This is a genomic window from Plantibacter sp. MCCC 1A11337 (assembly GCF_013349365.1).
In the GTDB taxonomy this organism is placed as follows: domain Bacteria; phylum Actinomycetota; class Actinomycetes; order Actinomycetales; family Microbacteriaceae; genus Plantibacter; species Plantibacter flavus_A.
Map to the genome: position 1 here is coordinate 17,863 of NZ_JABJWX010000005.1, position 20,405 is coordinate 38,267.

Below are 20,405 nucleotides of genomic sequence, written 5' to 3' on the forward strand. Positions count from 1 at the left end.
AGGAGACGACCACCGATGTTCCCACCCCGTTCCACGATCCACGCTTCCAACTCCCCGCACGCCCGCCGCGCACGTCGCCTCATCACCGCGACCGCCGTCCTCGCCGTCGGAGCGCTCGCGCTCTCCGGGTGCGCCGGCGGATCGTCCGGTGCCACGACGCTCGACAAGGACGCGAAGGTGAAGCTCACCTTCTGGACCGGGCAGGCCGACGCGGCCCAGCAGATCCTCACCGGTCTCGTCGACGACTTCGAGAAGCTGCACCCCAACGTGACCATCGACGTGTCCTCGGGCGCGCCGTCCACGGAGGACCTCCTGCAGAAGCTCTCCGCGAGCTTCGCGGGCGGCAACTACCCCGACGTCTCGTACGCCTTCGGTTCCTGGGCGAGCCGACTCGAGGCGTCCGGCCGCACCCTCGACATCACCGACCAGGTGGCGGAGCCAGACGTGAAGTGGGACGAGTTCTCCGAGGCGGCCCGGAAGACGGTGCAGCCGACCGGCGAGAAGACGATCGGCTTCCCCGCCGTGGTCGACAACATCTCGCTCCTGTACAACACGACCGTGTTCGACGCGGCCGGCGTCGACTACCCCACGGCCGACTGGACCTGGGACGACTTCCGCGAGGCGTCGAAGCAGCTCACCGACCCGTCGACGAACACCTACGGCTACGCGTACTCGGTGTCGGGCAGCGAGGAGACGACCTGGCAGTTCTGGCCGCACCTGTGGCAGAACGGCGGGTCGATCATCTCCGACGACGCCAAGACGGCCGAGTTCGCCTCGGATGCGGGCGTCGACGCACTGACCTTCCTCCGCGACATGGCGGTCGACGACAAGAGCGTCTACCTCGACCAGACCGACACGAAGTTCGGCGACCTGTTCGCCAGCGACCGCATCGGCATGATCACCTCCGGTCCGTGGCAGCTGTCGACGCTGCAGACGAAGGGCACCAAGTACGGCGTCACCGTCCTCCCCGGCACCGACGGCGACCACCAGACCGTCTCCGGGCCCGACGTCTGGGCGCTGTTCGACCACAAGGACAAGAACCGCGAGTACTGGGCGTACGAGTTCACGAAGTGGCTCACCGACTCGGAGCAGGACCTCAAGTGGAACGTCGCCTACGGCAACCTCCCGCTGCGCTCGAGCGAGATCGACACCCCCGAGTTCCAGGCGCAGGTGGCTCAGCTGCCCGGCCTCGACGTGATGGCCGAGAACGGCGTGAACGCGAAGCAGGCCCGCCCGACCGTGCCCGGCTACGTCGGCCTGTCGGAGGCCATCGGTAAGGCGATCTCCTCGGTGCTGCAGGGCCAGGGCGACCCGAAGCAAGCACTCGAGGATGCCGCGAAGGCCGCCGACGACGCCCTGACGGAGGACTGATGTCCACGGTCACAGGACGCGACACGACCCCCAGGACGGAGCCGGAGCGACCCGAACGTCTCGCGGCTCCGTCTCGGCGAGGCAAGAACCGACTTCGCGACAACCTCACCGGGTGGGGCTTCGTCGCCCCGGCCATGCTCATCGTGCTGGGCCTGTCGATCTTCCCCGCGATCTGGGCGTTCTTCCTGTCGCTCCAGAAGTGGGACGGGTTCAGCGAGCCGGAGCAGGTCGGACTGGAGAACTACGCCAGCATGATCGGCAACGACGAGCTGCAGGCGGCCGTCGTCCACACGGTCGTCTACACGCTCCTGTTCGTCCCGGCGTCGCTCGGACTCGGACTCTTCCTCGCCGTGGCCCTCAACCGCCGGATCCGCTTCATCGGCGTCTACCGCACCGCGATCTTCGTCCCCTTCGTCGCCTCCGCGGCCGCGACCGGCATCCTCACGACCTACCTCTTCAACCCGCAGTTCGGGCTCCTCAACACCGTGTTCCGGTTCCTCGGACTCCCGGCGCAGGGCTGGCTCGAAGACCAGGGGCAGGCGATGGTCGTCATCACGATCATGTCGCTCTGGGGGCAGGCGGCGTTCACGACCGTCATCTACCTGGCTGCCCTGCAGGACATCCCCTCCGAGCTGCTCGAGGCGGCGCGGATCGACGGCGCGAACGCCTGGCAGTCGTTCTGGCGCATCACCTTCCCGCAGCTCGGACCGGTCACCGTGTTCGTCGCCATCTGGCAGTTCATCCAGGCGATCCAGCTGTTCGACCTCGTGTACACCACCACGAGAGGCGGCCCGCTCGGCGCCACCCAGACGATCGTGTTCTACCTCTGGGACGCGGCGTTCAAGCAGTTGCAGTTCGGGTACGGTTCCGCGGTCGCCTACGGGCTCTTCGTGGTGACGCTCATCGCCACGATCGGTGTCGTCCTGTACTCCCGCCGCTCCAACGTGGAGGCATTCTGATGACCGTCCTGACCACCCCGCCGCGCGGTGACGCCGCCACCGGCAAGCCGTCCGTGACCGCCCCGCCCGCTGAACGACGCACCCGTCGCCGCTTCAGCCCCTGGCACCTCGTGCTCGCGCCGATCGCGATCATCTTCGCGATCCCGTTCGTGCAGATGTTCATCACCTCGGTGACGCCGGAGTCGGAGATCAACACCTATCCGCCCCGCATCCTGCCCTCGCACATCACCTTCGACGGGTTCGCGAAGCTCTTCTCCGAGTCGAACATCCTGCTCTGGCTGGGCAACACGGTCATCGTGTCGACGGTCGCGGTCCTGTCCCACCTCGTGCTCTGCTCGCTCGCCGGCTACGGGTTCGCGCGCCTGAAGTTCCGCGGCAAGACGATGGGCTTCCTCATGATCGTCGCGACGATCATGATCCCGACGCAGCTGCTCATGATCCCGACCTACATCCTGTTCTCCCGGATCGGGCTCATCGACAGCCTCGGGGCGGCGATCGTGCCGTGGCTGGCGTCGGCGTTCGGCATCTTCCTCATGCGGCAGTTCTTCCTGTCGCTGCCGGCGGAGCTCGAGGAGGCCGCGCTCATCGACGGCTGCACCCGCCTGCAGGTGTTCTTCCGGGTGATCCTGCCACTCGCGAAGCCCGCGCTGGCGACGCTCGCGATCTTCACCCTGCTGGGTTCGTGGAACGACCTCGTCTGGCCGCTCATCGCGATCAACAACGACCAGGCCTTCACGCTGCAGCTCGGCATCACGAACTTCCAGGGCGCGCGCCGCACCGACTGGGCGCTCCTCATGGCCGGCAACGTCGTGGCCACGCTCCCGCTGATCGTGTTCTTCCTCTTCGCTCAGAAGCAGTTCGTGGCGACCATGACCTTCTCCGGCCTCAAGGGGTAGGCACCGATCCCGGCGTGGCAGGATCGCCTCCATCGCCGCGAGAGCACGTCACACGCTGAACCAACTCCGATACCTCGCAACGTCCCCTCATCACCTCGACCCACCCCAGGAGCAACCGTGTCCATCACCACCATCGTCGGTTCGGAAGCCACCGTCCGCGAGATCACCCAGCAGCCCGACGTCTGGCTCGAGGCGTCGACGGGGATCGCCGCCCGACGCGAGGAGATCGACGCGTTCCTCGCACCGCTCCTCGCCCGACCCGAGCTGCGGATCGTCCTGACCGGGGCGGGGACCTCTGCCTTCATCGGCGAGATCGCGGCACCCGCCCTGACCCGGACGCTCCGTCGCCGGATCGACGCCGTCGCGACCACCGACATCGTCTCCAACCCGCAGGAGTCGTTCGCCGAGGACGTCCCGCTGCTCCTCGTGTCGTTCGCCCGCTCCGGCAACAGCCCCGAGAGCGTGGCCGCCACGGAACTCGCCGACCAGTCGCTCACCGAGGTGCACCACCTGGTGATCACGTGCGACGAGACCGGCGAGCTGTACCGACGCCACCACGACCGCGCCTCGTCGCTCACCGTCCTCATGCCCCTGCGGTCCAACGACGAGGGCTTCGCGATGACGTCGAGCTTCAGCTCGATGCTGCTCTCGGTGCTCCTCATCCTCGGCGGCGCGGACGACGCCGCCGTGCAGGCGCTCGCGGCCGGCGCCACGACGATCCTCGACCACCGCGAGGTGGACATCCGCGCGCTCGCCAACGAGGGCTGCGAACGCGTCGTCTACATCGGCAGCGGCCCGCTCACCGGTCTGGCCCGGGAGTCGGCGCTCAAGCTGCTCGAGCTGACCGCCGGACGGATCGTCACCTACTACGACTCGGCGCTCGGGTTCCGTCACGGACCGAAGGCGGTCGTCGACGACAGCACGCTCGTCGTCGTCTACCTGTCGTCCGATCCGTACACGCGGCGGTACGACCTCGACATCGTCGCCGAACTGCGCGCGACGCTCTCGCCGGAGCGCGTGATCGCGATCTCCTCCGAGCCCGTCGCCGACGCGACGGCGTACGACTGGGTGCTGCCCGAGCTCGCCGGCCTCGATGACGCGCAGCTCGCGATCGGCTACGTGCTCGTCGCGCAGCTGCTCGGCCTGTCCTACTCGCTGCAGCTCGGTGCGACCCCGGACAACCCGTTCCCGAGCGGCACGGTGAACCGCGTCGTGCAGGGGGTCCGGATCCACGAGTTCGACGGCGTCGACGACGCTCGGAGTGTCGCCGCTCGGCTGCAGGAGCAGTAGTCGTGGCGCGGTACCTCGGCGTCGACGGTGGCGGGTCGAAGACGGCCTTCGTGCTGCTCGACGACGCCGGACGGGTGCTCGCGGAAGCGAGGACGGCCAGCTGCTACTACTTCGACGAGGGGATCGAGCTGGTCGGACGCATCCTCACCGAGGGTGTCTCGGAGGTGTGCCGGCAGGCGGATGTCACCACCGCCGACATCGATCAGGCCTTCTTCGGCCTTCCCGGGTACGGCGAGGTGAGTTCCGACATCGCCCACCTCGATGCGCTGCCGCGCGACGTGCTCGGTCACGACCGGTTCTCCTGCAACAACGACATGGTGTGCGGCTGGGCCGGATCGCTCGGCGCCGTCGACGGCATCAACGTCATCAGCGGCACGGGCTCGATGACGTACGGCGAGCGCCGTGGCCGGGGGCACCGGGTCGGCGGCTGGAGCGAGCTGTTCGGTGACGAGGGGTCGGCGTACTGGATCGCCGCCCGCGGCTTGAACGCCTTCACGCGGATGAGCGACGGCCGCCTGCCACGCGGTCCGCTCGCCGAGCTGGTGCGGGCGCGGGTCGGGATCACGAGCGACCTCGACGTGATCGACGTCGTCATGAACCGGTGGAAGGGTCAGCGGGGCCGCATCGCGGACCTCGCGAAGACGGTCGTCGCGGCCGCGGACCAGGGTGACGAGGTCGCCGTGCGCATCCTGGCCGACGCGAGCGGGGAGCTGGCGGAGATCGTCGAGGCGACGCGCGTGGAGCTCGGTTTCAGCGGCGACGAGGTCGTTCCGGTGTCGTACTCGGGCGGGGTGTTCTCGGCCGAGCCGGTGCGGTCGGGTTTCGAGCAGGCCATTGCGGCGCTGCCCGCCCGGTACGAACTCCGGACCCCGCTGTTCGGTCCGGCGATCGGCGCCGCGCTGTACGCCGCGAAGCGCGCCGGGTCACCGCTCTCGCCCCAGGCGCTCGAGGTGTTGCGCTCCCGGTAGCCCGCTCCTCCACCCGCCATCGCCTTGGGCCAGCGCGGTGCGCTGACGCGACCGCGGGCCTGACGCGCGAGCGCGGGTCTCCGGAGGGGCGCGCTCACGCGCGCGGGGCGCGGTCACGCCGGTTGTGCAGCGGCCACGCCGGGCACGCCACACTCGCGTCAGCGCACCGCGCTGGCGCGAGGATGGGCTACTTGGAAGCTTGACCCTCACGCGACGTGAGGCTTTAGCGTCGGCATCATGACGATCACGATCCTCGACACCGCCAGCGGCATGCGTTCCGTCCTCGATGCACCGGAAGCCGATCGACCCGCGCGACTCCGCGCCATGCTCGAGCCCGTCGCCGACATGTACCGGTACTTCCCGGGCGAGGTCGACCTGCTCGCCATGCACTCGATGGGCTCGGGATTCCCGATCGATCGGAGCCGGGATCGGGTCGTCGACGCCCTCGGCCGGCTCGTCGCGGCGGACGCGTGGGGACGGATCTCACGGGCGCTCGACGCGGCGGTCACCACCCAGCTCGCGGCGGTGCCGACCCCCGTGGTCCCCGACATCACCGTCCTGCTCGTCCTCGGCGACCCGGACGACACCTACTTCATGGAGTCGATCCGCGGGTTCATCGGTAACGGCAGCGCGACCGGGTTCATCTCCCTCATCCTCTGGCCGACGGAGGAGAACCTCGCCCGCCTCGAGGCGGCCGCCGTCCACGAGCTCAACCACAACCTGCGGTACGCGCCGGGTGGGGTGGTGTGGGATCCGGCGACCGTCGTGGTCGGAGAGCAGGTGGTGTCGGAGGGGCTCGCGGACGCGTTCGCCCGGCAGCTGCACGGGCCGTCCGGCTACACGCCGATCGGTGTCGCGCACCTCGACGACGACGCGGTGTTCGCCCGGGTCGTCGAGGGTCTCGACCTCGGAGGGATGCAGCACTTCGTCTCGTGGGTGCACGGTGACGAGGCCGCGTTGCGATACGGGGGCGAGCCGGTCGGTCTGCCGATGGCTGCCGGGTATGCAGCGGGCAACCGTCTCGTGGACGCGTATCTTGCGGCGACCGGGTCGACCGCAGCCGAAGCGTTACACGTCCCGAGCGCGACGATCATCGAGGTGGCACTCCGCGAGCTGGGCTGAAGCGGCTCGCCCTCACTCCCAGACGGCGGTCTCCGGGTCCACGCCGTGGCCGCGTGCGTTCGCGTCGATGACCCGTGAGAGCCACGCGGCGAGGCCGGGCTCGATCCGGTCGTAGGTGTCGGCCATGCCAGGCTCGGTGAGCCCGAGACGACCGATGATCACGTGCATGGACGGCGTGCAGTGGAAGTACTCGCTGAGGGCGGCGCGATGCCGTTCGGCGAGGGTGTTCGCCGTCTCGCTCCCGGCGACGACACCGGCGCGCTTGGCCTCGGCGAGTTCGTCGACCAGGTCGCGCATGGGTCCGACCAGCGCACGCCAGTCGTCCGACGTGCGGGTCGCGGACCGCTCGGCGTACTCGGCCCACTGCGCGGAGTCGCCCCAGCGGGCGCGGGCGGTTTCAGCCATCGTGGGGTTCCAGTCGTCGCCGAACACCGCCTGACGCTCCTCCTCGGGGACGAGCACGCCGACCTCGTCGGCTTCGAGCAGGCGGTCGACGGACCGGGCGACGGCTTCGAGTCGTTCGATGGTGTCGCCGAGTTCGCGTCGACGCTGGGTGAGCTCCGCCCGTCGTTCCGCGGCCGGAGCGCTGAGGAGGGTGGGGATGCGAGCGAGCGGGACACCGAGGTCGCGGAGGAGCACGACGCGGCGGAGGCGGGCGATGTCGACGGGCAGGTACGAGCGGTAGCCGTTCTGGTTCCTTCCGGACGGCTGCGCGACGCCGATCTCGTCCCAGTGGTGCAGCGTCCGCACACTCACCCCGATCTCGGCCGCCGCCCGACCGACGGTCACACCACCCTCGGTCCTCCCGTGCTCGTCCATCCACCCAGCATCGCACCCGGGCCCGACCTGCGTCCTCTGCCCTCTGCCAGCGCGGTGCGCTGACGCGAATGCACCCGACCCGGCCCGAGCGCGCCCCACACCCGCGAGCGCGCCCCTCCGGAGACCCGCGCCCACGCGCCAGACCCGCGCTCGGCCCCAGCGCACCGCGCTGACACCGGTACCGAACTCGCCAGCGCGGTGCGCCGGCGTGAGTGTGCCCACTAGGCGCGAATGTGCACCTCCCGGCCCGGGCGCACCCCACACGCGCGAGCGCGCCCCTCCGGAGAACCGCGCCCACGCGCCAGACCCGCGCTCACGTCACAGCACCGCGCTGGCAACACCACCACACGCCGGGGCGGGCCCGACGGGTGACGCGAACGGCCCCGGGAGCCGTGTGCTCCCGGGGCCGTCGGACGTTCAGACGGTCAGACCGCCCGGCGACGCGCTCGCATCGCGACGAGGACACCACCGAGGAGGACCAGCAGGACCCCAGCACCGATCGTGCCGAACGGCAGCTCGGTACCCGTCGTCGCGAGCGCCCCACCCGACGCCGCACCGTCGACGGTCGTCCCGTCGGCCGCGACGATCCGCACCTCGGTCCATCCGATGAGCGAGCCGTCCGCCGCGTAGACCGCGACCCGGTGGTCGCCCAGCGTCGCGTCGGCCGGGATCGTCGCCAGCAGGTCACCGGCGGCGTTCGTCGTGCCGGTGGCGATCCGCGCCGGCGTCGAGTACAGCCACACCTCGACGGCCGTCGCGGCGAAGCGGTCCTCGAGGCCGACCGTCACGGTCTCGCCCCGCCGCACCGTGTCCGCCAGCGTGATCGCACCACGGTTGGCCTCGGTGAGGCTCGTCCCGGGCAGCGGCGTGACCCCACCCGTCGGCGGCGTCACGGGCGGCGTGGTCGTTCCGGGCAGCGACCCGAGACGCAGGGCCTCGGAAGCGTAGCCGTCGGCGAACCAGTACACGGGACGCTCACCGTCGACCGACAGGGAGGCCGGCGCGGTCGCGAAGCCCTCGTTGTTGAGGTTGGGCAGTCCCGCCGGACGCTCGACCTGAGCGATCCCGGGCTGCTCGGTCCCGTTCAGCGTGATCTGCGCACCGGTGCCCGCGCAGCCGTCGTCGCACACGGCCCACAGCACGCCGAGGGTCGTGTCGTAGTCGAGCGCCATGACCGCCGGGAGGCCCGGGTCGATCGTCGAGATCAGCGTGGCCGTGCCGTCGGCGTTCAGTGCGAACGCGTAGACGTCTCCGGTGTCCTCGACGCCGACGAAGAACAGTCCGTCACCGTGGCCCGCGTAGTTCGCCGGGTCGTACGTCGCCTTCGTGTTGTCGTCGAAGAGCTTGCCGGCGAGGTCGCCGTCGGCCACCCACTCGACGGCCTCGACACCGAGGTTCGCACCGACCGTCGGCAGCAGGGCCGTGAGGTCCCACTCCTGGGAGGCGACGACGTCGGGGCCGGGCGCGTTCGGGTCGACCTTGAGCACGGCATTGAGCGTCGTGCCCTTCACACTGTTGTCGCGCTCGACACCGACGTAGACGGAACCTGCGCCGTCGACGGTGATGCCCTCGGTGTCGGGGCCGGCAGCGGAGGGGTTCGACGCGTCCTTCTGGAAGCGGGCGCGCTTGCCGTTCTCCCAACCGTCGACGAACGAGACCGAACCGTCTGCGGCGATCGCGAGCTTCCAGAACGAGCCGGTGCCGTTGTCGACCGCCCAGAGGAACGCGCCGTCGGCGGTGACCTGGGTGTCGAGTCCTGAGCTGTCCTCGAGGAACATCGGCGTGGTGTCGAGCACCGTCACGTCGGGCGAGCCGGGCCACGGACCGACCGGGATCTCACCGGCGCAGACGTTGGCCGTGCCCTTGGTGGCCTCGGCCGTCGCAGCGAAGGCGCCGGTCGCGTCGGGGCAGCGTCCCCAGGTGTTCGCCGGGTGGCCCTCGCCCCAGGTGGTCGAGTCGAGCAGTGCGTCGCCCTCGAAGAGACGGACCGTGTCGCCGCCGCCAAGGCCGAAGCCGAGGGCTGCGCGCTCGATGACGAGGTAGCCGCCGGCCGCGATGCTCGTGCCGGTGGGGATGACGTAGGCGTGGGTGTCGTCGTCGTCCTTCACGACAATGCCGGAGACGTCGAGCGCAGCGGTCGTCGGGTTGACGAGCTCGATCCAGTCGTCGGGCGATCCGCCGTCGGACTCGACCTCGTTGATGCGCACCGGGTTACCGCAGGCGTTGCGCAGGCCCTTGGTGGAGACGGCGGTGTCGACGAACTCCCCGGTGCCGTCGGGGCAGCGCGCGAAGACGCCGTCCGCGTGAGCCGCGTAGCTGTACTCGGCGACCGTCGCGCCGGCGGCGTTCCGCACGGTGGTGGTGTCGCCGTTGCCGAGCCCGAACGCGAAGTTCACGTTCTGGTCGAAGACGAAGTACGCGCCGGGCTCGAGGATCGTGCCCGCGGGCAGCGGGGTCGTGTCGGCGGCGTGGCCCACCGGGTCGTTGTCCATGAGCGTCCAGCCGGAGATGTCCAGCGCGGTCGCCTCGAGGTTGACGATCTCGACCCAGTCGGTCGCGTCGTTGTTCGATTCGACCTCGTTGATCGCGACGTTCGGGAGGACGCAGTCGTTCGCGGCACCCTTGGTGATACGTGCGAGCGTGAATTCGCCTTCACCGTCGGGGCAGCGGGCGAGCGTCGCGGCGATGAAGTCGCCGTCGATGGCCGCGTGGCCGCTCCACGTTCCCGAGCGGTCGATGAGGGTGCCGGTCGCGTCGAACAGGCGGATCTCGTCGGCGCTGCCGATGCCGATCGGGTCACGGAACGCCCCCTGCGTCTCGGTGCCGCCGACCAGGCCGATCGTCGCCTCGTCGACCACGAGGAACTCGCCGGGGGCGATCGACGTGCCGGGCAGGAACTGCCAGCGGTGGTCGTCGGAGTTGTCGCGGATCTCGTAGCGCGAGATGTCGAGCGCCGTCGTGCCGGGGTTGAAGAACTCGACCCAGTCGGATGGCTGCGAGTCGATCTCGTTGATGCGGATCTCACCGTCGGTCTCGGGAACCTCGGGTGCGGTGAAGACGTTCGCGACGCCCTTCGTCGACTCGGTGGTCTCGGCCCAGCCGGCGCGGTCGGCGGTGACGCCGTAGGTGACCGGAGCGTGTGCGGTCCACGAGTACTCGTCGGCGATCGCGGCGGTCGGGTCGAACAGGCGGACCGAGTCCTCCTTGCCGAGGCCGAACCCGAGCTGGTCCTCGTCGACGACGAGGAACGCACCGGGGTCGACGACGGTGCCGGCCGGGAACGCGTAGTTGCTGTCGTCCTTGTTGTCCTTCACGACCCAGCCGTCGAGCGTGACCGCGGTCGACGCGGTGTTCGTGAACTCGATCCAGTCGCCGGGGACGCCCCCGGAGGACTCGACCTCGTTGATCTGGAGCCCCGGCGCTGGGGCGGCGATGGCGGCGGCTGGCGTCGCGATGAGGGCGGTCGCACCGATGGCGCACGCGGCGGTCATCGTCAACACACGGTTGAGGCGGGGCATGGGTCTCCAGGGCACGAAGGGACGGGGATCGTGTCCCATCCCATCGGCGTGGGGTGGCCGGGTGGAGGAGCGGGGGTGACCGGGAGGTGAACGACAGGTGGCTTCCCAGGCAGGACGTGCTCACGTTGGCACGCGCCTGGCCCGGCAGACCACGAGACCACAGCACTGCCGCGGCGCCCACCCACAGACCCACACCGACGTACGACTGATCGCGCTCTCTCGCGGCGCCCCGCCACATACAATGTGGACGACCGAATTGGGGAGAAAATGGCACGACGGCGTGGGTTCTTGGCGGAGATGCAGCACCAGACGAGGCTTGCGGAGCAGCGACAACGCAACGCAGTCCGGCAACGCAACGCGAACGTCCGCCAGTTGGAACAAGCGCAACGCGCGGCCGAACGAGCGCAGCTTGCCGCAGCTCGCGCGTCAGAGGCCGATCGCAGGCGCCTCGAGAAGGAAGCGGCAGCCGCGCACGTCGCCGCGATGCAGGCCGAGGTGGATCAACGGAACGCGGATCTGCGCGATCAGTACGCAGAGATCGACGGGCTGCTCAGCGCCACCCTGGATGTCGACGACTACGTCGACCTCGAGGAGCTGCGCGTCCGAGTCGAACACCCACCGTTCCCTCGAGTCGATCTGCGAGTCCCGACCTCTGCTCCCGCCCCGATCCCCGATCCCCCACTGCCGGTCAAGTACGCCGCCCAGGAGCCGACCGGGATGTTCGGCAAGAAGCGGAAGCTCGCCGAGGCACAGGCAGCTGTGGAAGCACGCTATGCAGCCGACTATTACGCCTGGCAGGCGGCGGTCGCTGCGCTTCCGCAACAGCGCGCGGCACAACAGGCGGCATACGAGTCTGCGGAGCAGAAACGTCGTGGACGGCTCGCATTCGAAGAATCCAAGTACACGCAGGAGTGTGAAGCACGCGAGACTGCCGCTGCCCAGCGGAACGCCGAGCTGGACCAGCTCATCACCGGCCTGGGCTACGGCACAGTAGAAGCCGTCCAGGAGTATGTCGGCATCGTCCTGGCGAACTCGGTCTACCCAGAGTGGTTCACGGTCGACACCAACGCGACGTTCGAACCATCGACAGCCGAACTCAGCCTGAGGGTGACCATCCCTGGGCCGGACCAGATCCCGACGACCAAGGGCTACCGGTACGTCAAGGCGTCAGATGAGATCGCTGCGTCTCCGCTGGCGGCGAAGGATGTGAAGGATCGATACGCGGCGATCGTTCACAACGTCGCGCTGCGGAGCGTCCACGAAGTCTTCGAAGCTGATCGGCGCGCCCTCATTCACAATGTGTCGCTCGAGTTGGGCACCGAGACGATCAACCCGGCGACCGGTCGCGAGACCTACGTGCAGTTCCTCGCCCTGGCCGTCTCTCGCGACGAGTTCCTGAAGCTGGATCTGACCGCGGTCGTTCCCTCCGCAACCCTGGAGCACCTGCGCGCAGTCGTATCGAAGAACCCGCACGGGCTCGTCGCGGTCGACGGCAGCGGGGTTCGCCGAGCATGACGGACAACGCATCGATGATCTTCAATCCACCGCCGGGGTGGCCGAAACCTCCCGCCGGATGGAGACCTCCCGCGAGTTGGACGCCAGATCCGAGCTGGCCACCCGCCCCAGCCGGTTGGGCACTGTGGGTCGATCCGAACGAAGGAAGCGAAGCCGAAGCACCAGCCGCTGCGGCGCCGACAACCGTCAACACACCGCAGACTTCGGACACCGCGACGGATGCAGCAACCTCCGCGCGCATCCAGGAACTCGAGCGTGAGAACGCCGCCCTGCGCCAGAAATTGGCCACCGGGCATACAGACGACCTCGTAGAACTCGACGACGCGCGAGTCCTGCAGTCGGTGGGCATCTACCGTTTCCACCATCCTCTCGAGACCGCTGCCGCTTACCAACTGCGGCTCCAAGCGATCGAGGCTCGCATCGCCTCGCTGGTTCGGGACGACCGCGCGATCGAGAAGTCCGAGCTCTTCACGTTCAACAACTCCCTTGCTCAGGGCAAGCGCATGACATCGGATCTCGCCAAGCTCATGTTGCGTGCCTACAACTCCGAAGCCGACAACGCGCTTCGGACACTTCGTGCGGGAAACGTCGTGACCGCGAAGAAGCGTCTCGAGTCGTCTCGCACGGCGATCGCGAAGCTTGGTGCGCTGATGGAGATGCGGATCAGTGACGAGTTCCATCGACTTCGAGAGAAGGAGATCGAGCTGACCGCTGATTGGCTCATGAAGAAGCAGGTAGAGCGGGAGGAAGCCAAGGATGAGCGGGCACGGATCAAGGAAGAGCAACGTGTTCAGAAGGAACTCGACGATGAGCGAGCGCGTTTGGACAAAGAGCGCGCTCACCTGGTCAACACGCTCGCTGCCCTCCAGAACCAAGGACAGACCGATGAGGACCTTCTCCGTCGTCTGGGGGCTATCGACGAGGCGATCGCTGACAACGACTTCCGAGCCGCGAACATCCGTGCCGGGTACATCTACGTCATCTCAAACGAGGGAGCGTTCGGCCCTGATGTCGTGAAGATCGGACTCACTCGTCGACTGACGCCGAGCGACAGAATCTCCGAGCTCAGTGGGGCTTCGGTGCCGTTCCGATTCGATACACACACGCTGTTCTTCTCGGAAGACGCCGTCACCCTGGAGAACGAGCTGCACAAGCATTTTGCGGACCGGGCTCTGAACCAGGCCAACCCTCGGAAGGAGTTCTTCTTCGCCAGCCCTGCAGAGGTGCGAGATGTCCTTCTGCAGAAGGTCGGCAACATCCTCGAGTTCTCCGACAGCGCCGAAGCGACGGAGTATCGGCAGTCCCTGGGCCGCTGGCCGCAGCGAGCACAGTCTCGGAACGAGATCATCGGCTGAGGCGAGCGGAACGTCGGTTGGCAGACAATCCGATGCGGCCTCGCGCGGTCTCCGCCTGCGTTGTCATACCCAGGACTACGCTCACCCCATGACCGACGATGCGACGACCGACACCGCTCCGCGCGCAGACCTCACCGGCTGGGTGCGGACCCCGTTCACCGGCGGCGGCGTCACGCACGACCGCTTCGAGAAGGGGTCCGGGCCGGGCGTCGTCCTCATCCCCGAGCTGCCCGGACTCACGCCCGAGGTCCTGGGGCTCGCAGAGCATCTCGTCGCGGAGGGCTTCACCGTCGCGATCCCATCGCCGTTCGGAACCCCTGGCCACGAAGGGACCGTCGGCTACACCCTCGCCAGCGTCAGCAAGGTCTGCGTCTCCGCCGAGTTCAAGGCGTTCGCGACCGGCGCCCACCGACCGGTCGCCGACCACGTCCGGGCACTGGCCGCCGACCTCGCGGGCCGCACGCCTGGTCCTGGCGTCGGCGTCATCGGTATGTGCTTCACCGGCGGATTCGCGCTCGCGGCGGCCGTCGACGAGCACGTCCTCGCCTCCGTCATGAGCCAGCCGTCCACGCCGTTCCCTGTCAGCCGTGCCCGCCGCGTCGACCCCGGGATGTCCGCCGCCGAGTTCGACGCCGTCGCAGCCCGTGCGGCTCAGGGGTCGGTCTGCGCACTCGGCCTCCGCTTCAGTGAGGACCGGGCCGTCCCGCGAGAGCGATTCGCGACCATCGCGGCCAAGCTCGGCGACGCGTTCGAGGTCATCGAACTCGACTCCTCCCCCGGCAACGCAGCCGGCTTCGCGAAGACCGCGCACTCGGTCCTCACCGGCGAGGTCCGCGAGCACGACGGTCACCCGGCGTTCGAAGCACGCAAGCGCGTGGTCGCCTTCCTCCGCGAACGCCTCGCGACACCGACCACGTCGGATTGACCTTCCCAGCCGGCCGACACGCTGCGATCATCGACTCCATGACCTCGACACGACACGACCGCGCGACACCGAACCTGCCGTCACGCAACTTCGACGCGACGGAGACGTTCTACTCGGCGTTCGGGTTCGAGCGCACGTTCCGAGACGAGGGCTGGCTGATCCTCGTCCGCGGCGGCCTGCAGCTCGAGTTCTTCCCGGCACCCGACCTCGACCCGGCGTCGAGCAGCTTCATGTGCTGCCTGCGTGTGGCCGACGTCGACGAACTCTACGACGCGGTCCAGCGATCGGGAGTCGTCGAGGCGACCGTCGGCGCGCCTCGCCTGCACCCGGTCCGGATGCAGGACTGGGGGCTCCGCGCCGGATTCCTCATCGACCCGGACGGCACGCAGCTCACCCTGATCGAGCAGCGCACCTGACCTGCGACCCACGGGCCCGCCCAGCACGCTCAGGCAAGAGAGTGGGCGATGTTCCAGAAGCCGATGGCGATTACTGGGACTCCTGGACCGATCACCCGTGATGAAGCTATCGGGCCACCATGCCCTGACGGATCAGGGGAACGACTGCACGATGTTCGCGATCCCGATGGCGATGATGGCGAGACCGGGGATGATCATCGAACTGGGCCGGGGAGCCTTCCTCCCACGGAGACGCAGCCAGGCCCTTCCGTAGATCCGGGTGGTCTCGCGATCGCTCATGCGGGCGAACTGCTGCCGGAAGACGAGCGTGGCACCACCAAGCAGGATCATCATCACGCCTCCGAGGATGAAGCGCGCGACGTTCACGCCTTCCCTCTTCTACTCGTCGTCACCTGATGACCATATCGAGTGACCGAATCTCGGCGAGGCTTCGGGCTCGTCCTAGAAGAAGGTGATTCCGTGCGGCGCGCGCGGCGTCTGGAGCATCGACCGCAGCAGAAGCGGCGCAGCAGGGTCGGCCGCCTGCAGCACACCGGCTGCGGCGAGTGACACCGGCGAGACCGCTCCGAGCAGGAGCGAACCGAGGTCGGCCACGTCGAGCGCGAGGTCGGCGCCGGCAGCGTCGGTCTCGTCGCTCAGCTTCGTAGCCGTGCCGCGGCCACCGGTCACCTCGAGGCGGAAGGTGCCCGCCGCGTAGCCGAGCGCGTCGGTGACGGCGATCGTCAACGTGCCGTCGACCGCGAACGGACGCGAGGCGAGGACGGCCGGAAGATCGAGGACGCGCAGCCACACGTGGTCCTCTTCGTGCTCGATGTCGTAGGCGCGGTTGTCGCCGAGGGCCGAGACGATCGGGTCGTCGAGCCGGGCACGGTTGTACTTCACGACGTCGTTGAGGTCGATGGAGAGCAGGAACTCCCACAGCGACAGGTAGGCCGCGTCGGTCGCGTAGACGAGGTCGATGATCTCGATACCGGTCTGTCCGCCGGGCTGCTCGACCATGCGCCACGTGACGTAGCCGTCGACCTCCTCGCCGTCGGCGGGACGGTGCACGGCGGCACGGGTGTCCTTCGCCGGTTCGCCGTCGCGACCCAGCGTGCCGAGGACCAGTGGCCACGACCCGGTGTTGCGGACCATGGACCCGATCGATCGCTCGTCGAAGCGGTCGAACACCTGGCGCGCGACGCCGTCGACCAGGTACTCGGGGGTGACGACCGACACGATGCCGCTCGTCGGTGCGAGGAACGGCAGGGCTTTCGCTCGCTTCACGACGACGTTGCGCTCACGGATCGCGGAGCCGAACCCGAAGCGACGGTAGATCGTGCCCTCGCTGGCGGTGAGGGCCGCGATCGCATAGCCGTCGGCGACGCCGCGCTCCAGAGCCTGCGTCATCATGCGGCGCAGGATGCCGCGGCGTCGTTCGGTCGGGCGGACCGTGACGTCGGAGATCGCCTGCGTGTCGATGCTGGTGCCGTCGCCCCAGCTGAGCGTCTTCGGGAACCAGGAGAAGGTGCCGGCGGGCCAGGTCTCGTCGACCGAACCGGGCTGCGGCTTGCGGACGTAGGCGCCGAGCAGCACCGCTTCGTCGGCGATGAGGTCGTTCACCTTGCGCTTGCGCGCCTCCGGCTTCGGGGTGGGCTCGTGGAAGCCGAACCCGATGGCGTCGAGCGCCGCGAGGCTCTCGGGCGTCGGTTCGCCGTCGGCCCCGTTCGCGAACGGGAACTCACGGAGCTCGTAACGGGCGTCGAAATCTTTGCTGTTGGCCACGAGTCCACCCTAACGACCCGGCCTGACACGTCTCCGGGAAGCGCGTTGGGACCGCGACCTCACGGCAGGGTGATCGACACCTCGACCGTGTACTCGTCGGCGGTCTGGCCCAGCACCCGCTGCCGGAGCTCGGTGGTCGGCATCGTGATCCCCCGCTCCGCGATCGCATCGAACAGGGCGACCACCGCGGGGTGCGTCGATCCCTCCGGAAGCTCGACGCCCGGTTCGGGTCGCCAGACCGCAGCGAGTTCGGCCCGCTCGGGCAGTACGTCGACCGTGGTCTCGTCACCACCCCACGTCGGTTCGAGCTGCGACGAGGTCGGCCAGCAGCAGACGATCTCGACCGCCCCCTGCTCACCCGGTCGGAGCGCGGTCCAGAACGGCCCCGTCGGCCCGACGCCGGCCTCCTGCACGGCGACGTAGAGCTGCGAGAACTGCTCGTTCGCGTCGTCATCGGTCACCGAGTCCTCGTCGCCGCGCGGCACGGTGAGCACCCGACCGACATAGGGCTGGGGAGGGAGGGAGCGTTCGACGATCTCGACCGGTGCCGCGAGCGACGCGACGACCGCGCGGGCCTGCGCGAAGGCGTGGTCCTCCTGCTCCCGCTGCTCCAGGACGAGGCGGTGGTGCACGTCGATCGCGGTCGACGGATCCGCGCCGGCGACGGTCACGCCCACGGCGGCGAGCGGGACGCCGGCGTCGCGGAGTGCCTTCACGATCACGCCGGAACGCACCTGCTCCTCGCCGTAGCGGCGGTAGCCGAAGTCGGGATCGACCTCGGCTGGAACCAGCACGCCCTTCTCGTCGTAGTGGCGGAGCGCCTTCACGCTCAACCCGGTCATGCCTGCGAACTCTCCGATGTGCAACATGTTTCAAGCATCCCGTCTCCCCCTACGGGAGGGTCAACTCCGGTCCGAGCGGCCGTGAAGTTGCACCTAACAGGTTCCTTAGTGAAGGATAAGCGCCTAAACTTCACTAAGAGCCCTCGTGACTGCAACTTGGGCCGATTCAGGAGGGGATGATGACGACAGCCGTCGCGTATGAGCAGCGGCCCTGGCAGTCGCGCATCGCCCCCGACGCGTTGCCGAAGCGCCAGCGACTACTCCTCGCACAGCCATACGACGCCGCGGTCCCGCCACAGATCGCCGATCTCGACATCCGTCTGTCGGACGATCTCGTGGAGCTGCTGGGCGAAGCGCAGGAACGGATCATCCGTTTCGACAGCGAGGTCGGTCACGTCACCGCACCCTTCTCGTCGATCCTGCTGCGGAGCGAATCGGCGTCGAGCTCGCAGATCGAGAACCTGACGAGCACCGCGAAGGCGATCGCCGAGGCCGAGTTGGATGAGCGCGACACCGGGAACGCGCCGCTCATCGTCGCCAATGTCCGAGCTCTCGAGGCGGCACTCGCGGCATCGGACGAGCTCTCCAACACGACGATCATCGCCATGCAGGAGCAGCTTCTCGGCACATCGGCACCGGAGATCACCGGCCGGTATCGCGACGAACAGGTCTGGATCGGGGGCGGAAACTACAGCCCGCACGAGGCCGATTTCGTCCCGCCGCACCACGAGCGTGTACCGGCAGCGATGGACGACTTCATCGCCTACTCCCTCCGACCGGCACCGCTCCCGCTCGCAGCCATCGCGGTCGCACATGCGCAGTTCGAGACCATCCACCCGTTCCCCGACGGCAACGGGCGCACCGGTCGAGCGCTGGTGCAGGCCGCTCTCCGGCGAGTCGGGCTGACCAGCGGGGTCACTGTGCCCATCTCAGCCGGCATCCTGCAGCAGCGTGACGACTACTTCGCTGCACTCACCAGCTATCGGCAGGGCGACATCGAGCCGATCGTCCGCGTGTTCGCCGATGGTGCGTTCCTCGCGATCGCCAACGGACGGACGTTGGTGGAGGAGATCGAGACCATCCGGACGGCATGGCAGGAGGCCTTGCGCGACGTCCGCGCCGATTCGGCCGCGCATCGCATCACGGCACTGGCACTGGAACATCCGGTGATGAACAGTCGGCTCGTGCGCGAACATCTCGACGCCTCAGATCGCACGGTCTTCAACACCCTCGACACCCTCGTCGAACGTGGCATCCTCACGGTCGGCTCGTCGCGACAGCGGAACCGTCTCTGGACTGCGCCTCCCGTGCTGGCAGCGCTCGACGGGTTCGCTGCGCGGAGCATGCGGCGCGGTTGACGGGAGCCCCCTCAGCGGGCCGATGGCGAAGTCACGCTTGAGGTCGAACATCGCCCGCCCTCAGCGACGCCGATCACCCCGCCGAGTAGCCGCCGCACCTACCCCCGCGCCGCCACGAATGCGGCGACGCAGTCCTCGATGTCCTGCTCACTGTGGGCGGCACTGATCTGCACGCGGATGCGAGCCTCTCCGCGGGGTACCACCGGGAAGCTGAACGGGATCACGTAGATACCCTGCTCCAACATCCGTGCCGCGACCTGGACCGCCTGCTGCTCGTCGTCGAACATCACCGGGATGATCGGGTGCGAGCCGTCGAGCAGCCGGAAGCCCTCCGCGGTCATGCGAGCACGGAACAGGTCCGCCTTGCGGAACAGTCCCTCGCGCAGCTCGTCGCCCGCCGCCGCGAGCTCCACGGCTCGACGCGCCCCGGCGACGAGCGACGGCGCCAGGCTGTTCGAGAACAAATACGGCCGGCCCGACTGCCGCAGCACGTCGACGATCTCCTGCTTCGCACTCACGTACCCGCCCGACGCACCGCCGAGCGCCTTGCCGAGGGTGCCCGTGAGGATGTCGACGCGGTTCTGCACGCCGAACAGCTCTGGCGTCCCGCGACCGCCCGAGCCGACGAAGCCGACGGCGTGCGAGTCGTCGACGAGGACGAGCGCGCCGTAGCGGTCGGCGAGGTCGCAGATCTCGTCGAGCGGGGCGTAGAAGCCGTCCATCGAGAACACGCCGTCGGTGACGATCACGGTGCGGCGCGCGTCGGCGGCGTTCATGAGCTGCTGCTCGAGGTCCGCCATGTTGCGGTTGCGATAGCGCAGGCGACGGGCCTTGCTCAGGCGGATGCCGTCGATGAGCGACGCGTGGTTGAGCGCATCGGAGATGATCGCGTCGTGCTCCCCGAACAGCGCACCGAAGACGGCCCCGTTCGCGTCGAAGCAGGAGGAGAACAAGATGGTGTCCTCCGTGCCGAGGAAGGCGCTCAGCTCCTGCTCGAGGTCGCGGTGGATCTGCTGAGTGCCGCAGATGAAACGCACGCTCGCGAGCCCGTAACCCCACTCGTCGAGCGCCAGCTTCGCGGCATCGACGATCGAGGGCTCGTTGGCGAGGCCGAGGTAGTTGTTGGCGCAGAAGTTCCGCACCTGGCGACCGTCGATCGTCACGTGGCTACCCTGGCGGGACGTGATCGCGAACTCCCGCTTCGTGAGGTCGTCGGCCTCGATGGCGTCGAGCTGGCCGCGCAGTTGGTTCTTGATGATGCCGTACATGTCGTCTCCTCGGGGTCGA

17 protein-coding genes are annotated in these 20,405 nt (G+C 68.7%); 11 read left to right on the forward strand and 6 right to left on the reverse strand.

Going from position 1 to position 20,405, the window contains the following annotated elements; all coding sequences use genetic code 11:
* Window positions 1-15: 15 nt before the first annotated feature.
* The 6 genes from HOW07_RS16620 to HOW07_RS16645 all read left to right on the forward strand — a co-directional run bounded on the left by HOW07_RS16620 (window position 16) and on the right by HOW07_RS16645 (window position 6,606).
* Entirely contained in the window at window positions 16-1,371 is a 1,356-nt protein-coding gene (locus HOW07_RS16620) for an ABC transporter substrate-binding protein (RefSeq protein ID WP_121292524.1), read from the forward strand.
* Window positions 1,371-2,330: a carbohydrate ABC transporter permease gene (locus HOW07_RS16625; RefSeq protein WP_175117888.1), complete on the forward strand. Its 960-nt coding sequence runs from the start codon at window positions 1,371-1,373 to the stop codon at window positions 2,328-2,330. The genes HOW07_RS16620 and HOW07_RS16625 overlap by 1 nt, the downstream gene beginning before the upstream one ends.
* Window positions 2,330-3,226 carry a carbohydrate ABC transporter permease gene (locus HOW07_RS16630; protein ID WP_079003358.1) on the forward strand — a complete coding sequence of 299 codons (897 nt, stop codon included), beginning with the start codon at window positions 2,330-2,332 and terminating at the stop codon, window positions 3,224-3,226. The genes HOW07_RS16625 and HOW07_RS16630 overlap by 1 nt, the downstream gene beginning before the upstream one ends.
* A 117-nt stretch (window positions 3,227-3,343) precedes the next feature.
* Window positions 3,344-4,516 carry an SIS domain-containing protein gene (locus tag HOW07_RS16635; protein ID WP_175117889.1) on the forward strand — a complete coding sequence of 391 codons (1,173 nt, stop codon included), beginning with the start codon at window positions 3,344-3,346 and terminating at the stop codon, window positions 4,514-4,516.
* Window positions 4,517-4,518: 2 nt separating this feature from the next.
* A complete protein-coding gene (locus HOW07_RS16640) occupies window positions 4,519-5,484 on the forward strand; it encodes a BadF/BadG/BcrA/BcrD ATPase family protein (protein ID WP_175117890.1) in 966 nt (321 codons plus the stop codon).
* A gap of 237 nt (window positions 5,485-5,721) precedes the next feature.
* Window positions 5,722-6,606 carry a DUF2268 domain-containing protein gene (locus HOW07_RS16645; RefSeq protein WP_175117891.1) on the forward strand — a complete coding sequence of 295 codons (885 nt, stop codon included), beginning with the start codon at window positions 5,722-5,724 and terminating at the stop codon, window positions 6,604-6,606.
* A gap of 12 nt (window positions 6,607-6,618) precedes the next feature.
* On the opposite strand, the gene HOW07_RS16650 is transcribed toward HOW07_RS16645, so the two are convergent.
* Window positions 6,619-7,425 (reverse strand): MerR family transcriptional regulator, encoded by an 807-nt coding sequence (locus HOW07_RS16650; protein ID WP_175117892.1) that lies wholly within the window; start codon window positions 7,423-7,425, stop codon window positions 6,619-6,621.
* Between the two features lie 425 nt (window positions 7,426-7,850).
* A complete protein-coding gene (locus tag HOW07_RS16655) occupies window positions 7,851-10,943 on the reverse strand; it encodes a lamin tail domain-containing protein (protein ID WP_175117893.1) in 3,093 nt (1,030 codons plus the stop codon).
* A gap of 297 nt (window positions 10,944-11,240) precedes the next feature.
* Between HOW07_RS16655 and HOW07_RS16660 the strand changes: the two genes are divergently transcribed.
* The 4 genes from HOW07_RS16660 to HOW07_RS16675 all read left to right on the forward strand — a co-directional run bounded on the left by HOW07_RS16660 (window position 11,241) and on the right by HOW07_RS16675 (window position 15,154).
* Window positions 11,241-12,458 (forward strand): hypothetical protein, encoded by a 1,218-nt coding sequence (locus HOW07_RS16660; RefSeq protein ID WP_175117894.1) that lies wholly within the window; start codon window positions 11,241-11,243, stop codon window positions 12,456-12,458.
* The gene (locus HOW07_RS16665; RefSeq protein ID WP_175117895.1) at window positions 12,455-13,813 is read left to right on the forward strand and encodes a DUF4041 domain-containing protein; all 1,359 of its coding nucleotides are present in this window, start codon (window positions 12,455-12,457) and stop codon (window positions 13,811-13,813) included. Before HOW07_RS16660 ends, HOW07_RS16665 begins: the two co-directional genes overlap by 4 nt.
* An 88-nt stretch (window positions 13,814-13,901) precedes the next feature.
* Window positions 13,902-14,738, forward strand: a complete 837-nt coding sequence (locus HOW07_RS16670) for a dienelactone hydrolase family protein (protein ID WP_175117896.1) — start codon at window positions 13,902-13,904, stop codon at window positions 14,736-14,738.
* Window positions 14,739-14,776: 38 nt separating this feature from the next.
* Window positions 14,777-15,154, forward strand: coding sequence for a bleomycin resistance protein (locus HOW07_RS16675; RefSeq protein WP_175117897.1), 378 nt, complete (start codon window positions 14,777-14,779; stop codon window positions 15,152-15,154).
* A gap of 132 nt (window positions 15,155-15,286) precedes the next feature.
* On the opposite strand, the gene HOW07_RS16680 is transcribed toward HOW07_RS16675, so the two are convergent.
* The 3 genes from HOW07_RS16680 to HOW07_RS16690 all read right to left on the reverse strand — a co-directional run bounded on the left by HOW07_RS16680 (window position 15,287) and on the right by HOW07_RS16690 (window position 17,787).
* Window positions 15,287-15,520, reverse strand: a complete 234-nt coding sequence (locus HOW07_RS16680; RefSeq protein ID WP_121292506.1) for a hypothetical protein — start codon at window positions 15,518-15,520, stop codon at window positions 15,287-15,289.
* Window positions 15,521-15,595: 75 nt separating this feature from the next.
* Window positions 15,596-16,918 (reverse strand): GNAT family N-acetyltransferase, encoded by a 1,323-nt coding sequence (locus HOW07_RS16685; protein WP_175117898.1) that lies wholly within the window; start codon window positions 16,916-16,918, stop codon window positions 15,596-15,598.
* 59 nt (window positions 16,919-16,977) lie between these two features.
* Window positions 16,978-17,787: a MerR family DNA-binding transcriptional regulator gene (locus HOW07_RS16690; protein WP_175117899.1), complete on the reverse strand. Its 810-nt coding sequence runs from the start codon at window positions 17,785-17,787 to the stop codon at window positions 16,978-16,980.
* Window positions 17,788-17,939: 152 nt separating this feature from the next.
* On the opposite strand from HOW07_RS16690, the gene HOW07_RS16695 reads away from it, so the two are divergent.
* Entirely contained in the window at window positions 17,940-19,118 is a 1,179-nt protein-coding gene (locus HOW07_RS16695; protein WP_254628457.1) for a Fic family protein, read from the forward strand.
* A 98-nt stretch (window positions 19,119-19,216) separates the two neighbouring features.
* Here the strand turns inward: HOW07_RS16695 and HOW07_RS16700 are convergent, their stop codons facing one another.
* Window positions 19,217-20,386 (reverse strand): glycine C-acetyltransferase, encoded by a 1,170-nt coding sequence (locus HOW07_RS16700; protein WP_175117901.1) that lies wholly within the window; start codon window positions 20,384-20,386, stop codon window positions 19,217-19,219.
* Window positions 20,387-20,405: the final 19 nt, after the last annotated feature.

Coding starts and splice junctions, on each gene's coding strand:
- HOW07_RS16620 (WP_121292524.1), top strand. CDS start 16: ATGTTCCCACCCCGTTCCACGATCCACGCTTCCAACTCCCCGCACGCC.
- HOW07_RS16625 (WP_175117888.1), top strand. CDS start 1,371: ATGTCCACGGTCACAGGACGCGACACGACCCCCAGGACGGAGCCGGAG.
- HOW07_RS16630 (WP_079003358.1), top strand. CDS start 2,330: ATGACCGTCCTGACCACCCCGCCGCGCGGTGACGCCGCCACCGGCAAG.
- HOW07_RS16645 (WP_175117891.1), top strand. CDS start 5,722: ATGACGATCACGATCCTCGACACCGCCAGCGGCATGCGTTCCGTCCTC.
- HOW07_RS16650 (WP_175117892.1), bottom strand. CDS start 7,425: ATGGACGAGCACGGGAGGACCGAGGGTGGTGTGACCGTCGGTCGGGCG.
- HOW07_RS16655 (WP_175117893.1), bottom strand. CDS start 10,943: ATGCCCCGCCTCAACCGTGTGTTGACGATGACCGCCGCGTGCGCCATC.
- HOW07_RS16660 (WP_175117894.1), top strand. CDS start 11,241: ATGCAGCACCAGACGAGGCTTGCGGAGCAGCGACAACGCAACGCAGTC.
- HOW07_RS16665 (WP_175117895.1), top strand. CDS start 12,455: ATGACGGACAACGCATCGATGATCTTCAATCCACCGCCGGGGTGGCCG.
- HOW07_RS16670 (WP_175117896.1), top strand. CDS start 13,902: ATGACCGACGATGCGACGACCGACACCGCTCCGCGCGCAGACCTCACC.
- HOW07_RS16675 (WP_175117897.1), top strand. CDS start 14,777: ATGACCTCGACACGACACGACCGCGCGACACCGAACCTGCCGTCACGC.
- HOW07_RS16690 (WP_175117899.1), bottom strand. CDS start 17,787: ATGTTGCACATCGGAGAGTTCGCAGGCATGACCGGGTTGAGCGTGAAG.
- HOW07_RS16695 (WP_254628457.1), top strand. CDS start 17,940: ATGACGACAGCCGTCGCGTATGAGCAGCGGCCCTGGCAGTCGCGCATC.
- HOW07_RS16700 (WP_175117901.1), bottom strand. CDS start 20,386: ATGTACGGCATCATCAAGAACCAACTGCGCGGCCAGCTCGACGCCATC.